The 13,927-nt window shown below is 67.8% G+C and carries 11 protein-coding genes and 1 pseudogene; 7 read left to right on the forward strand and 5 right to left on the reverse strand.

Annotation, left to right across the window (positions count from 1 at the left end):
* The first annotated feature begins 1 nt into the window (after position 1).
* The 4 genes from AB9O74_RS03885 to AB9O74_RS03900 all read left to right on the forward strand — a co-directional run bounded on the left by AB9O74_RS03885 (position 2) and on the right by AB9O74_RS03900 (position 6,013).
* Positions 2–1,417, forward strand: coding sequence for a DNA polymerase Y family protein (locus tag AB9O74_RS03885; protein WP_369348502.1), 1,416 nt, complete (start codon positions 2–4; stop codon positions 1,415–1,417).
* Positions 1,414–4,518 (forward strand): error-prone DNA polymerase, encoded by a 3,105-nt coding sequence (locus AB9O74_RS03890; RefSeq protein ID WP_369348503.1) that lies wholly within the window; start codon positions 1,414–1,416, stop codon positions 4,516–4,518. Before AB9O74_RS03885 ends, AB9O74_RS03890 begins: the two co-directional genes overlap by 4 nt.
* Positions 4,519–4,628: 110 nt before the next feature.
* Positions 4,629–5,135, forward strand: coding sequence for a hypothetical protein (locus AB9O74_RS03895; RefSeq protein WP_319207236.1), 507 nt, complete (start codon positions 4,629–4,631; stop codon positions 5,133–5,135).
* Positions 5,136–5,245: 110 nt separating this feature from the next.
* Positions 5,246–6,013, forward strand: coding sequence for a YggS family pyridoxal phosphate-dependent enzyme (locus AB9O74_RS03900; RefSeq protein WP_369348504.1), 768 nt, complete (start codon positions 5,246–5,248; stop codon positions 6,011–6,013).
* 55 nt (positions 6,014–6,068) lie between these two features.
* Here the strand turns inward: AB9O74_RS03900 and AB9O74_RS03905 are convergent, their stop codons facing one another.
* Positions 6,069–6,965: a LysR substrate-binding domain-containing protein gene (locus tag AB9O74_RS03905; RefSeq protein ID WP_369348505.1), complete on the reverse strand. Its 897-nt coding sequence runs from the start codon at positions 6,963–6,965 to the stop codon at positions 6,069–6,071.
* Between the two features lie 98 nt (positions 6,966–7,063).
* Between AB9O74_RS03905 and AB9O74_RS03910 the strand changes: the two genes are divergently transcribed.
* Positions 7,064–7,255 (forward strand): hypothetical protein, encoded by a 192-nt coding sequence (locus AB9O74_RS03910; protein WP_346477475.1) that lies wholly within the window; start codon positions 7,064–7,066, stop codon positions 7,253–7,255.
* Positions 7,256–7,568: 313 nt separating this feature from the next.
* On the opposite strand, the pseudogene AB9O74_RS03915 reads toward AB9O74_RS03910, so the two are convergent.
* Positions 7,569–7,739, reverse strand: a pseudogene (locus AB9O74_RS03915) (AraC family transcriptional regulator); the annotation flags it as partial.
* 57 nt (positions 7,740–7,796) lie between these two features.
* Here AB9O74_RS03915 and AB9O74_RS03920 point away from each other — a divergent pair.
* Entirely contained in the window at positions 7,797–9,110 is a 1,314-nt protein-coding gene (locus AB9O74_RS03920) for a chloride channel protein (RefSeq protein ID WP_369348506.1), read from the forward strand.
* Positions 9,111–9,164: 54 nt separating this feature from the next.
* Here the strand turns inward: AB9O74_RS03920 and AB9O74_RS03925 are convergent, their stop codons facing one another.
* From AB9O74_RS03925 to AB9O74_RS03935, 3 genes are all read right to left on the reverse strand, one after another.
* On the reverse strand, positions 9,165–10,151 hold the full coding sequence (locus AB9O74_RS03925; RefSeq protein WP_369348507.1) for an MDR family oxidoreductase: 987 nt from the start codon (positions 10,149–10,151) through the stop codon (positions 9,165–9,167).
* Between the two features lie 88 nt (positions 10,152–10,239).
* Positions 10,240–10,734, reverse strand: a complete 495-nt coding sequence (locus tag AB9O74_RS03930; protein ID WP_369348508.1) for a lysozyme inhibitor LprI family protein — start codon at positions 10,732–10,734, stop codon at positions 10,240–10,242.
* Between the two features lie 127 nt (positions 10,735–10,861).
* Positions 10,862–11,503: a TetR/AcrR family transcriptional regulator gene (locus AB9O74_RS03935; RefSeq protein WP_369348509.1), complete on the reverse strand. Its 642-nt coding sequence runs from the start codon at positions 11,501–11,503 to the stop codon at positions 10,862–10,864.
* A gap of 114 nt (positions 11,504–11,617) precedes the next feature.
* On the opposite strand from AB9O74_RS03935, the gene AB9O74_RS03940 reads away from it, so the two are divergent.
* On the forward strand, positions 11,618–13,912 hold the full coding sequence (locus AB9O74_RS03940) for a TonB-dependent receptor (protein WP_369348510.1): 2,295 nt from the start codon (positions 11,618–11,620) through the stop codon (positions 13,910–13,912).
* Positions 13,913–13,927: the final 15 nt, after the last annotated feature.

Consider the following 13,927-nt stretch of genomic DNA (forward strand, 5'->3'; position numbering starts at 1 on the left):
CGTGGACTGGGCCTGCCTGCTGCTGCCGCACCTGGCGCTGGACGCTGCCCTGCGCCAGCAACCGGATCCGGCCGCGCCGCTGGTGCTGGTCACCGGGCCGGCGCAGCGGCGCGTGCTGCATGCGGTCAGTCCCTCGGCACGGCAGCTCGGGCTGCGCCGCGGCATGCTGCTCTCGGCCGCGCAGGTGCTCACCCGCGACATGCTCAGCGTGGAGTACGACCCGCGCGCCGAGCAGGCCACCCGCCAGCTGCTGGCGAGCTGGCTGTACGGCATCAGCTCGCAGGTCAGCCTGGATTTCCCGCATGCGCTGGCACTGGAAATCCGGGCCAGCCGCGCCCTGTTCGGTGATTGGCCGAAGGTCGAGCAGCGCCTCACCCGCGGCTTGACCGAGCTGGGCTTCCGGCATCGGCTGGTGGCCGCACCGAATCCGCATGCCGCCAGTGTGCTGGCGCGCGTGCATGGCCGGCTCGGCGTGGATGCGCACCAGCTGGACGCGGCCCTGGCCCAGGTGCCGATCGAACGCAGCGGGCTGCCGGTCGAGGCGGTCACGGTGCTGGCGCGGTCGGGCCTGCGCACGCTGGGCGCCGCGTTCGGCCTGCCACGGGAGAGCCTGGCGCGGCGTTTCCCGCCGCAGGTACTGGCGCACCTGGATGCGCTGCGTGGGATCAGCACGCCGCCGCTGCGCTATTTCCAGCCACCGGACCGCTTCGATGCGCGCATCGAGTTCGAGTACGAGGTCGAGTCCACGCAGGCGATGCTGTTCCCGCTGCGGCGGCTGACCGCCGACCTGGCCGCCTTCCTGTGCTCGCGCGATGGCGGCGTGCTGCAGTTCGATCTGTGGTTCGAACACGAAAACCACCCGGATACGCGGCTCTCGATCGGCCTGCTCGCGCCCGAGCGCGAACCGGCGATGCTGTTCGAGCTGGCCCGCAACCGTGTCGATCACCTGCAGTTGCCGGCGGGCAGCCGCGGCCTGCGGCTGCAGGCCGAGCAGCTGCCGCCGTTCGTGCCGGCCGCACGCGATCTGTTCGACCCCCGCCCGCAGCAGGCGATGCCGTGGGAGCAGCTGCGCGAACGCCTGCGTGCGCGGCTCGGCGATGACGCCGTGCAGGGGCTCGGGCTGCGCGCCGAGCACCGGCCCGAACGCGCGAGCGGCGATGCCCAGGGCGCCCCGAAGGTCCGGCCCCCGGTGCTGCCGATGCGTCCGGGCTGGCTGCTGGCGCAGCCACAGGCGCTGCAGGACCCGCACCTGCGCATCCTGTCCGGGCCGGAGCGGATCGAATCGGGCTGGTGGGATGCCGGCGACATCCGCCGCGACTATTACGTCATCGAAACCGGCCGGGGCCAGCGCGGCTGGGCCTATACCGCCGCTGATGCACGCAGCGGACCTTTCATGCTGCACGGCTGGTTCGCATGAGCGCGCCGCCGTTGCCCGGGTATGCCGAGCTGCACTGCCTGTCGGCCTTCAGTTTCCAGCGCGGCGCGTCCATCGCCGAGGAGTTGTTCGCGCGCGCCAAGGGCCAGGGTTACCGTGCGCTGGCGATCACCGATGAGTGCTCGCTGGCCGGCATCGTGCGCGCCTGGCAGGCCGCGCAGAAGCACCAGCTGGCACTGATCACCGGCGCCGAATTCCAGCTGGAGGACGGCCCCAAGCTGGTGCTGCTGTGTACCGACCAGGGCAGCTACGCCGCGCTGTGCCAGCTGATCACCACCTGCCGCCGGCGCGCGCCCAAGGGCGAGTACCGCTGCCTGCGCAGCGACATCGGATCGTTGCATGCCGGCCTGCTGTGCCTGTGGGCCGACGCCATCCCGGGCATCGAGGATGCACAGTGGCTGCAGGCCTGCTTCCCGCAACGGCTGTGGCTGGCGGTTGAACTGCACCGCGAGGCCGACGACCGCGCGCGCCTGCAGCGCCTGCGTCGTTTCGGCCGCGACCAGGGCATTCCATTGGTGGCCAGCGGCGATGTGCACATGCATGTGCGCCGCCGCCGCGCGCTGCAGGATACCCTCACCGCGATCCGCCACCACTGCACGCTCGGCGACGCCGGCTGGCGTCTGTTCGCCAATGGCGAGCGCCACCTGCGCACCCGCCAGGCCCTGGCCACGCTGTACCCGCCCGAGCTGCTGGCCGAGACGCTGCGCATCGCCGAGCGTTGCCACTTCGATCTCAAGCAGCTGCAGTACACCTATCCGCGCGAACTGGTGCCGGCCGGCCACGACCCGGCCAGCTGGCTGCGGGTGCTGGTGGAGGAAGGCATGCAGTGGCGTTGGCCAACGGGCGCGACGCCCCAGCAGCGCCACCAGATCGAACACGAGCTGGCGCTGATCCACACCAAGCAGTACGAGTCGTACTTTCTGACCGTGCACGACATCGTGCGCTTCGCGCGCAGCCAGCAGATTCTCTGCCAGGGCCGCGGCTCGGCCGCCAATTCCTCGGTGTGCTACGTGCTGGGCGTGACCGAGATCGACCCCAGCGAGATGGCGCTGCTGTTCGAGCGCTTCATCTCCGCCGAGCGCGACGAGCCGCCGGACATCGACATCGACTTCGAACACGAACGGCGCGAGGAAGTCCTGCAGTACGTGTTCAACCGCTACGGCCGCGAACGCGCCGCGTTGACCGCGGTGGCGATCAGCTACCGTGGCCGCAGTGCGGTGCGCGACGTGGCGCGGGTGCTGGGCCTGCCGCCGGACCAGGTCAATGAGCTGGCCGCCTGCCTGGACCGCTGGAGCAGCCACGAGCCGCTGCCCGAGGCGCTGCGCGAGCGCGGCTTCGATCCGGAGACGCCGCTGATGCGGCGGGTGGTCGCGCTGACCGCCGAGCTGGTCGACTTCCCGCGCCACCTGTCCCAGCACCCGGGCGGTTTCGTGATCTCCGAACATCCGCTGTCCACGATGGTGCCGGTGGAAAACGCGGCCATGGCCGACCGCACCGTGATCCAGTGGGACAAGGACGACCTGGATGCCACCGGCCTGATGAAGGTCGACTGTCTGGCGCTGGGCATGCTCACCGCCGTGCGCAAATGCCTGGCGATGCTGGAGGCACATGGCGAACCGCCGATGAGCATGGCGAAGATTCCCGCTGGCGATGGCCCCACCTACGACATGATCTGCCGCGCCGACACCCTGGGCGTGTTCCAGATCGAGTCGCGCGCGCAGATGGCGATGCTGCCGCGCATGCAGCCACGCTGTTTCTACGATCTGGTGATCGAAGTGGCGATCGTGCGTCCGGGTCCGATCCAGGGCGACATGGTCCATCCCTATCTGAATCGACGGAAGAAGCTGAAAGAAGAAGGCATCGAAGAGATCGACTACCCGCCCGCGCTGGAGAAGGTGTTCAAGCGCACTCTCGGGGTGCCGCTGTTCCAGGAACAGGTGATGCAGCTGGCAGTCGCCGCCGCCGATTTCAGCCCCGGCGAGGCCGATGCGCTGCGCCGTTCGATGGCCGCCTGGAAGCGCCACGGCGGGCTGGAGCCGCACCGCGACAAACTGCTCGCCGGCATGGCCGCCAACGGCTACAGCCGCGAATACGGTGAGCGCCTGTTCGAGCAGATCAAGGGCTTCGGCAGTTATGGCTTTCCGGAAAGCCACGCGGCCAGCTTCGCGCTGATCACCTATGTCAGCTGCTGGCTCAAGTGCCACCACCCCTCCGCGTTTGCCGCCAGCCTGATCAACAGCCAGCCACTGGGCTTCTACACCCCGGACCAGATCCTGCAGGACGCGCGCCGCCATGGCGTGCCGGTGCTGCCGGTGGACGTGCGTTACAGCGCGTGGGACTGCACCCTGGTCCCGCCCACCTCGCCGGGTCGCCCGTTCGGCATCCGCCTGGGCCTGCGCCTGGTCGATGGTTTCAGCGAGGCGGTCGCCAAGGGACTGGTACAGGCGCGCCACCGCGCGCCCTTCGACAGCGTCGCCGACCTGAGCCAGCGCGCGCAGCTGGACCGTCGCCACCAGGGCCTGCTGGCCGATGCCGGCGCACTCAAGGGCTTGAGCGGCCATCGCCATCGCGCACGCTGGGAGGTTTCCGGCGTGGAGAAGCCACTGCCGCTGTTCGAGACCGCGCGCGCCACCACTGAAACCGCCGTGCCGCTGCCGCTGCCGAGTGCCTTCGAGGACATGCAGGCCGACTACAACAGCACCGGCACCACGCTGGGCCGGCACATGGTGTCGTTCATCCGCAGCCAACTGCGCCAGCGCCGTTGCCACCGTTCCGACGAACTGAGCGCACTGCCGCACGGGCGCAGTGTGCGGTTTGCCGGCCTGGTGCGCATGCGCCAGCGCCCACAGACCGCCAGCGGCGTCACCTTCCTCACCCTGGAAGACGAATGCGGCATGGTCAACGCGGTGGTCTGGCGCAAGATCGCCGACCGCCAGCATCGGGTGCTGGTCGAAGCGCAGTTGATGCAGATCGATGGCCGGCTCGAACGCGTGGACGGCGTGCAGCACCTGATCGTCCGCCAGATGCACAACATCGACAGCCTGATCGACGGCGTGCGCACCCACAGCCGTGATTTCCGCTGAGCCATCTCGTGACCCACTTCACACTCTGAATTCAATTCCAGAGTTTTCCGACTGGTGCCGTGAATGGCCTATCCGGTATGGTCGCACCCTTCCAAGGATCCGGAGACGGTATGTCGCGTGCGCTGACCCTCACCACGCTGGTTGTGTCCAGCCTTGCTCTGGCGGTTTCCGGATGGACCGCGCTGCGCCTGCACCAGAGCCAGTCCGATGAGCGTGTCATCACCGCGCGGGGCCTGGTCATCCGCGATGCCAACGGCCAGGCGCGGGTGATCCTCGGCGCGCCGGTCCCCGACCCGCTCACCAAGGGCGTTACCCAGGGGCCGCGCGCGTCACCGCTGTCGGGCCTGATCCTGCTCGGTGCCGACGGCTCCGAGCGCGGCGGGTACGGCACCGCCGATGTCGGCGACGAGGCGATCCTCACCCTGGACGATGCCACGGGCACCACCGAAGTGTTCAAGGTCACCGCCAACCCGGACCGCGGCGCCACCCTGGTGGTCAAGCACCAGAACAGCACCGGCGCGATGCTGACCTCCTGGCAGGGCAAGCCGGAGCTGATCTTCCTCAACAACGACGAACAGTCGCACTACGTCAGCCCGCACTCCGCTGCGGCGCCCTGATATCGGCGGGCGGTGATTTTCGGGTAGCGCTATGACAACCTGTCCGTTGTCACGGGACCGCCCTGCCGGCGCGCCGACGCGCCGCAGCCGTCCCCGCTTCCGGAGCCCCCATGCCCATCGCTGCCCCCACCTGGCCCCAGGCCACCACCGTCGACGAGATCCGCCACAACCTGGAGATGGTGCGCGAACGCATCGTCCGCGCCTGTGCACTGGCCGGGCGCGACCCGGCCGGCGTGCGCCTGCTGCCGGTCAGCAAGACCGTCGATGAAGCCCGCCTGCGCATGGCGTGGGAAGCAGGCTGCCATGAGCTCGGCGAGAACAAGGTGCAGGAAGCCCAGCGTAAAGCCGCGGCCATGGCCGACCTGCCCGGCCTGCGCTGGTCGGTGATCGGCCACCTGCAGACCAACAAGGCACGTGACGTGGCGCGCTTCGCCAGTGAGTTCCAGGCGCTGGACAGCCTGCGGGTGGCACAGGCGCTGGATCAGCGGCTGGCACTGGAGCAGCGCACGCTGGACGTCTTCGTGCAGGTCAACACCTCCGGTGAGGACAGCAAGTACGGCCTGGACCCGATCGAGGTCGCCGACTTCGTGCAGCAACTCCCGGCGTTCCCGAACCTGCGCGTGCGCGGGCTGATGACCCTGGCGCTGTTCTCGTCGGACCCGGAACAGGTACGCCCGTGCTTTACACGGCTGCGCGACCTGCGCGAGCGGCTGCGCCCCACGCTGCCACCGGGCATCCGCCTGGAAGAACTGTCGATGGGCATGTCGGGCGATTTCGAAATCGCCATCGAGGAAGGCGCGACGGTCGTAAGGGTCGGCCAGGCCATTTTTGGCGCACGCTCGACCCCGGACAGTGTCTACTGGCCGACCCCGGCATGAGCCGCCATCGCCGGGTCATCGATTCCCACGACCAACCCTCAGCCCCGTTCCACAGTTAGCCCGCGGTACGCATGTGCAATGCATGCTCGGCCGCTTCGGCGTGCAGCCAATCGCGAAAGGCCAGGAAGCCCTGATGCGTCGCCGATCGCGGCGGGTACACCAGCCAGTGCGACCAGCGCGTTTTCAGACGGTGCGGTGACAGCGCGATCAATTGCCCGGAATCGAGCAGCAGGCGCGCCCGCGTCACCCGCCCCAACGCAACGCCGATACCATCCAGCGCGGCGCGATGGTGCGCTTCGGAATCATTGAGCATCGCCACATAGCGCGCCGGTGGCATGTCATCGACCAGCGCAAACCACCGGTCCCACTCACCATCCGGGTCGCCCAGCAGCGGCCAGTGCGAGATGGGCTGACCATCCACACCGCCCATCTGCTGTACGAGTGCAGGACTGGCCATCGGCACCAGCCACTCGTCGAACATCGGCTCGGCGGTCAACCCCGGCCACTGGCCTGCACCTACGCGCAGCGCCGCGTCGATCTGCAACTGGCGTGCGAAATCAGTGAGGCGTTCGCTGGACTCCAGATTGATCTCGATCTGCGGATAGGCGGCGACGAACCTGCCCAGTCGCGGCACCAGCCAGTTGGAGGCCATCGAAGGCAGCGCACTCACCGTCAGGACCCGGTCATGGCGCGCCGCGAACGGCTGGAACGCCTGCCCGATCGCGTCCAGATGGGGTGCGACCTGATCCAGCAACCGCTGCCCTTCCGGCGTGACCCGCACACCGCGTGGCTGGCGCAGCAACAACGGATAGCCGAGGCGCTGCTCCAGTTGCCGCATCTGGTGGCTGAGGGCACTGACCGTGAGGTTCACCGTCTCGGCCGCGCGGGTCAGGTTGCCCAGCCGCGCCGCGGTGACGAAATTCTGCAGCGCCTGCAGCGGTGGTCGGGACATCTGACTTGATCTCAGCTCAAGGGTGGCTTGCAGGAATATCGCTTTTTACGCCCGCATCCTGAACTTATCGTCAACTCCATTCAAGTGGAGATAGGCGCATGAACCTGTTCGGCGGACTGCTTTTTCTGCAGGGGCACATCACCAATGTTGCACTGGCCCGGCAACTGGCCGGCGTGGATGCCGTGGACGGCGAGACGGAGGATGGGCCGGGGGACGCCGCCGCAGGCGGAGCGCAGTGTGGGGAGGTCGCGCCGGGCGTCGTGACGAAGACATGCCCGAGCAACCGTTGATATCACCAAGGCGGCCGACGCGTCCTGGCGCCCTGTCCGCCACCGGATGTGCCATGCTCGCCCCGTTGCAACCAACTGGAGAGCGTCGCCATGGCCAAAGGCCTGAACAAACAGAAAGAGCAGAAGAAGAAACCTGCCAAGACCGCCAAGGAAAAGAAGGCGGAGAAGAACGAAAAGAAGACTACCCGCGGTTTCGCCCCGGTCTGACCGGCGGGTCTACCCGCTCATTGCGCGGGCAACATGGGAGTGCGGCCACACCACGGTGTCCCGCAGCTCCTCCCGCTACATCCCGCCGCAACTGGCACGCCAACGCTCATGCGTCGGCCAACCTCAGTCTCTGCGCATCCGTCGCCGGCGGCATCCCGAACAGCCGCGAACGCGCCTCCCGCTTCCGCAACTGCGCCCTGAACTCCAGCGGGCTCATCGCCGTGACCGACTTGAAGTGCGCATGGAAACTCGAGCGACGCATGCCCGCAATGCGCGCGCAAACCGACAGATTCAGTGAAAAAGACCGGCGGATCGCCGTGAGACAATGCGGTGCATGACCTCACCCGACCCTCAACGCCCTCTTCTTTCCAGGGATGCGTGGAAACGCCGTGCGGCCTTGTGGGGCGGTGCGGTGGCCGTGGCCCTGGTCGCGATCGTGTTCGCCAAGGCCAGCGACGCCGCCTTCAGGGTGTTCCAGTCGATCATCGCCCACTCGATCTGGTGGGCATTGCTGGTGACCCCGGCGGTCTTCGCGCTGCTGGCATGGCTGACCAGTGGCGCACTCAAACCCACGCGGGGCAGCGGAATTCCGCAGGTGATCGCGGCGCTCGATGTGCCGACACCGGCGTTTCGGCGGGACAACCTCTCGCTGGGGGTATCGGCAGGCAAACTCGCCCTGACCACCCTGTCCCTGCTCGGGGGCGCCTCGGTGGGCCGCGAGGGCCCTACCGTGCATGTCGGCGCCAGCGTGATGTACATGTTCGGGCGATGGTTCGGATTCCGCGATCCCAAAGAGCTGTCGCACTTTCTGCTGGCCGGGGGCGCCGCCGGTATCGCGGCGGCGTTCAACACGCCGCTGGCGGGCATTGTGTTTGCCATCGAGGAGCTCAGCGGCCGTTTCGAGCACCGCTTCTCCGGCACGCTGCTGACCGCGGTCATCGTGGGTGGCGTGGTATCCCTGGGCCTGCTCGGCAACTACACCTACTTCGGCAAAGTCACCGCGACCCTGCCGCTCGGCCAGGCCTGGCTGGCGATCGTCCTGTGCGGCGTCGTGGCAGGCCTGCTCGGCGGCGTGTTCGCCAACGCCGTACTGCTGACCATGGCAGGCCGGCCACGCTGGCTGGGTCAGCTGCGGCAGCGGCATCCCGTCCTGTTGGCCGCCCTGTGCGGGCTCGCCCTGGTCCTGCTGGCGGCGGCCTTTGGTGCGGGCGCCTTCGGCACCGGCTACGAGCAGGCCAGGGGGCTGGTCCAGGGCGCGCCCTCGGTCGGCCACGAGTTCGGCCTCATGAAACTCTTCGCCAATCTGGTCTCCTATGTCGCCGGCATTCCCGGCGGGCTGTTCTCGCCCGCCCTGGCCGTCGGCGCCGGCCTGGGCCACAACCTCGCCGCCATCATGCCCTCGGTCGATGAGCGCATCTTCGTCCTGCTGGGGATGTGTGCTTACCTCACCGGGGTGACCCAGGCACCGCTGACCTCCGCCGTCATCTCGTTGGAACTGACGGACAGCAGCGACATGCTGCTGCCCATTCTGGCGACGGTGCTGATCGCGCGCGGCGTCTCCGGCCTGGTGTGCCGCGTGCCGATCTACAAGGCCATGGCCGAACAGCTGGTCAAGCCGCTGCAGGGCGCCCATCCGCCGCCGGCGTAGCGGGCTGATCAATCGCAGGCGCGTGCTGCCCGTCGGCCGCGTGTGCGGGCCGGATCACGCGTTGACGTCCACCACGGTGCGCCCCTGTACGCGGCCCTGCAGTACCTGCCCCGCAAGTGCGGGCACCTCGGCGAGTCCGATCACCTGCGTGGTGCGGGCCAGCTTGCCCAGGTCGAGATCGGTGGCCAGGCGCGTCCACGCCTGCTCGCGCGCTGCGTAGGGCGCGTTGACCGAATCGATGCCGGCCAGCGTCACGTTGCGCAGGATGAAAGGCAGCACGGAGCCCGGCAGATCGGCCCCCTGGGCCAGACCGAAGGCCGCCACCACACCGCGATAGCGGGTCTGTGCGAGCACGTTGGCCAAGGTGCGGCTGCCCACCGCATCGATCGCACCCGCCCAGCGTTCCTTGGCGATCGGCGCACCCGGTTCGGACAGCGTGGCGCGGTCGATGATCTCGGCCGCGCCCAGCGCCTTGAGATAGTCGGACTCCTCCAGCCGGCCGGTCGAGGCGACCACCCGGTAGCCGAGCGCGGACAACAGCGCGATCGCGATGGAGCCGGCACCACCGTTGGCGCCGGTGACCAGGATGTCACCTTGGTCCGGTGATACGCCGCCATGTTCCAACGCCAGCACCGACAGCATCGCGGTATAGCCGGCGGTGCCGATCGCCATCGCGTCGCGGCTGGAGAAGGCCTCGGGAATCTTCACCAGCCACTCGCCCGGCACGCGCGCCTTCTGTGCATAGCCGCCGTGATGGGTCTGGCTCAAGCCCCAGCCGTTGACCAGCACACGGTCGCCAGCGGCGTACCCCGGATGGCCGGAGGTCTCGACCACGCCGGCCAGATCGATGCCGGGGATCAGCGGGAAGGTACGGATCACGGGCGAACGGCCGCTCAGCGCCAGCGCGTCCTTGTAGTTCACCGTGGAATACTCCACGGCAACGGTCACGTCGCCGGGCATCAGATCCTGTTCGGTCAGGTCGACGACGCCAGCCGTGATGCTGTCATCGCTTCGCGTGGCGAGAAGGGCTTTGAAGGACATGGGATCTCCGGTTCCGGTGCATGAGGGGCGTTGCAGAGGAAACCAGTGTGCGCACGGCGCTGTACCGTCCCGTTAAATGGCTGCCGTTCTAGCGTCCACTCATGGGGTAGGACCCGGCACAGACGTCACCCTCCTCGACCCCGTCAACCCAGGCCTTGAGCTGCTTGATCCGATCCAGGGTCAGCTGCTCGTACTCGCCGCTCTGGCACATCGGCAGAACGCTTCCGTAATCTTCTGGAGACGGATACCGCGCGGCGATCTGGGCATCGCGGAACACCAGCCAGGCACGCTGCGCTGCCTTGAATCGCTCCAGGAACACCGTGTCCTGGGCATTGAGCGCCAGCACTTTGGCATAGATCCGATTGAGCTCGGCATCGGCGCTCTGCGCGCTGTTGCTGGCACATTGGTTGAGCCCGGCCTGCGACTGGTTCGGGCTGTCGCAGGACATGCCATCGGACGTATGCGGCGCCGCCGCTGCCTTGGGCGGGCCTTTCGGCGCCTCTGCATGCGACGACGCCACCGGAAGCAACCCACAAACCAGGAGGAGTGCGGAAAGAACACGCATCGCAGCGCGCGTGTTCATTGGTATACCGCCGGAGCAGATGCGTGGATGACGTTGGTAGACATGACGGCTCCGATCACAGGCAGGTGGCGAGGTCCGCCACGGCCGGATTAACCGCGCGCCGCCGTGAATTCCATGTGACCGGGGCTCACTCGGCCAGCACGCTCGCAATCGCCACCGCCAGCAGCCCCCGCACCGTCTCCGCCGCGAGGTCCGGATCGCGTACCGCACGCATCGCCAGGCCCTCGACCAGCAACCGCATCAACAACGTGCGGCGTTCCAGATCGGCGTCTTCGGGGGTGCGGCCGCGCGCGATGTCGTGCTGCCGCAACCACGCGGTGATCGCCGCACTGGTCAGCCTGTCGTGCCGGCGCAGCACCTCGGCCACCACGGGATCGCGATGCGCTTCGGCGGTGATCTCCGCATACAGCGCGACATTGGCGATGGCATTGCCGCGGGTCTCCAGTGTCTCGCCGCGCGCCCACAGCTGGTAGCAGCGCAGCAGCCCGTCGACCAGATCGGCGGCGGCCGGCATGTGTCCGATCGCCTCCTCGTCGTGGGCGAGCTGCCGTTCGATCAAGGCCAGGATCAGTGCGCGCTTGTTCTGGAAATAGCGGTACATCAAGCCTTGGCTGATCTCCGCCTCCGCGGCGATGTCGCTGATCGAGCCGGCGTGGAAACCACGGGCGATGAAGCAGCGCTGCGCGGCATCGAGGATGCGTTGTCGCTGCGCTTCCGCACGGGCGGCGGCGGTGTCATCGGCGGCGGCGGAAAGGGAATTAAGCGTCATTGCTCGTCATGGCAGGCGTCCAGTTGAGGAAGGATGGTACGACAGCCGGCGGCTGAATGAACGGTCATTCATCTGTCATTTTGCGCGCCCAGACTGCGCCGGCCCCCTCCTTCCATGAACATTCCGATGCGCCACGCCCAGCTGCACCGCCACCTGTTAGCCCTCGCCATCGCCACCGCCCTGCCCGGCCTCGCCCTGGCCAACGACGCGGATACCGCCACGACCATCGATAGCGCCGCCCGCGACGTCGTCGCGCTGGATCAGGTGGTCGTCACCGCCCAGAAGCGTGCCACCAATCTGCAGGACACCCCGATCTCGGTCTCCGTGGTGGATGCCGAAGCACTGAAAGACCGCAGCGCGATCTCGATCGGCAGCCTGTCCGATGGCTCGATCCCCTCGCTGCGGGTCACCCCGTTCGCGACCCGCAGCTCGGCACTTAACATCGGCATCCGCGGCATCGGCGCCTCCGGTGATGCCAACCAGCCGGCACGCGATGCGGGCGTTGGCGTGTATGTCGATGGTGTGTTCATGGGCCGCGCGCAGGGCCTGGGCAGCATGCTGTACGACGTGGAGCGCATCGAGGTGTTGAAGGGGCCGCAGGGCACGCTGTTCGGCCGCAACACCGAAGGCGGCGCACTCAGCATCGTCACCCGACAGCCCACCGGCGAGTTCGGTGGCCGCGTGAGCGCAGGCGTCTCCAACTACGGCGGCTACACCACCGGCCTGCACCTGGACCTGCCGAAAGTGGGTGATGTCAGCTTCAAGATCGACGCCGTGCAGGCCACGCGCGGCGGGACCACCGACAACCCGATGCGCGGCGAGCGCGACTTCAACAGTTACGACAAGCGCGGCGCCCGGATCACCGCGCTGTGGCAGCCCAGCGACGACTTCTCCGCGCTGTATGCCTTCGACCGCTCCTACGATGCCACCACGCCGTACCACACCCAGCTGCTGGTCCCGGGCCCCTACGTGAGCCCGCTGCAGAAAGCCGGCGCCAGCGAAGATCGACGTGATTCCGCCATTCTCGGTGGCCCGCAGGAAGACAACATCGGCCGCACCAGCGGCCACCTGCTCAACCTCGGCTGGACGCTCAGCGACAGCCTGGAACTGAAGTCGATCAGCTCCTACCGCGAACTGACCCAGGGTCAGTTCGACATGGGCCTGGTCGACGCGATCTCCGCCTATGGCGGCCCGAACACGCCGTTCGGTCGCTACAGCCTGGCCCAGGTCTACCAGCACCAGTACAGCCAGGAGTTCCAGCTGATCGGCACCACCTCGCAGGTCCAGTTCCTGGCGGGCGCCTTCTACTATCACGAAACCGCCGGCGACAACGCGCAGACCCCCAACATGCTGCTGTGGGGGCCGGGCGGCAACAGCTACACGCTCAATCCCGCCACCAACCCGTTGAACCTGGGCAACGTGCGCGTCGATCGTGCCAGCAAGGCGTGGACCGACAGCCTCGGCATCTTCGGCCAGGCCACCTGGACGCCGGCCTCCCTCGAGCGTCTGCACCTGACCGCCGGTGGCCGCTATACGCGCGATGACAAGAAGGGCAGCCTGTACATCGTCAACGGCGCGGCCACCGATCTTGCCTTCGACGATGCGTGGGGACGCTTCGACCCGATGGTGAACATCGCCTACGACCTCGGCGAAAACGCGATGGTGTATGCCAAGTACAGCACCGGCTTCAAGGCCGGCGGCGCCAACTCGCGCTCCACGACCTACACCGCCTTCGCCCCGGAAGAGGTCACCGCGCTCGAGCTCGGCTTCAAGTCGCAGTTCTGGGACAACCGCGCGCGCCTGAACCTCGCGCTGTTCGATTCGAAGATCGGGCACAAGCAGATGGATTTCTCGCTGCCCTTCGATCCCAACAGCGGCGAGACCCGCACCACGATGGTAACCACCAACGCGCTCAGCAACGGCACCTCGCGCGGTGCGGAGCTGGAATTCAACGTGATACCGGTGGACAACCTCACCGTCGGCCTGAACTACGCCTACACGCGGATCGATGCGCAGAGCGCGGTCGACCCGTTCGGCGCGGGCGTGCAGGTCACCGTGCCGCCGCTGCTGGCGCCGAAGAACGCTGGCAGCGTGTCGTTGGACTACCTGCTGCCGTTCGCCAATTTCTCCGCGCTCAAGTTCCACCTCGACGGCAACTGGTCCGACGGCTACTACACCAGCGAGTACGACCAGATGCTCACCGACAGCTCCTTCATCGTGAACGCCCGCGTGGCGCTGATCGACGTCCCCCTCAACAGCACGGGCTCGACCTTGGCCGTCTCGCTGTGGGCGCGCAACCTGCTCGACGAAGAACACCTGTTCTACAAGCTCAACAACGCGTCCCTCGGCCAGAGCGGGATCTTCAATGATCCGCGCACCTATGGCCTGGACGTCACCGTCACCTTCTGATCGCCCTGGAGATTC

The organism is Stenotrophomonas sp. JAG2, assembly GCF_041080745.1.
GTDB lineage: Bacteria > Pseudomonadota > Gammaproteobacteria > Xanthomonadales > Xanthomonadaceae > Stenotrophomonas > Stenotrophomonas maltophilia_AA.

Bases quoted from the DNA above. Each gene is read 5' to 3' on its own strand.
- AB9O74_RS03890 (WP_369348503.1), top strand. From the start codon at position 1,414: ATGAGCGCGCCGCCGTTGCCCGGGTATGCCGAGCTGCACTGCCTGTCG.
- AB9O74_RS03895 (WP_319207236.1), top strand. From the start codon at position 4,629: ATGTCGCGTGCGCTGACCCTCACCACGCTGGTTGTGTCCAGCCTTGCT.
- AB9O74_RS03900 (WP_369348504.1), top strand. From the start codon at position 5,246: ATGCCCATCGCTGCCCCCACCTGGCCCCAGGCCACCACCGTCGACGAG.
- AB9O74_RS03905 (WP_369348505.1), bottom strand. From the start codon at position 6,965: ATGTCCCGACCACCGCTGCAGGCGCTGCAGAATTTCGTCACCGCGGCG.
- AB9O74_RS03910 (WP_346477475.1), top strand. From the start codon at position 7,064: ATGAACCTGTTCGGCGGACTGCTTTTTCTGCAGGGGCACATCACCAAT.
- AB9O74_RS03920 (WP_369348506.1), top strand. From the start codon at position 7,797: ATGACCTCACCCGACCCTCAACGCCCTCTTCTTTCCAGGGATGCGTGG.
- AB9O74_RS03925 (WP_369348507.1), bottom strand. From the start codon at position 10,151: ATGTCCTTCAAAGCCCTTCTCGCCACGCGAAGCGATGACAGCATCACG.
- AB9O74_RS03930 (WP_369348508.1), bottom strand. From the start codon at position 10,734: ATGAACACGCGCGCTGCGATGCGTGTTCTTTCCGCACTCCTCCTGGTT.
- AB9O74_RS03935 (WP_369348509.1), bottom strand. From the start codon at position 11,503: ATGACGCTTAATTCCCTTTCCGCCGCCGCCGATGACACCGCCGCCGCC.
- AB9O74_RS03940 (WP_369348510.1), top strand. From the start codon at position 11,618: ATGAACATTCCGATGCGCCACGCCCAGCTGCACCGCCACCTGTTAGCC.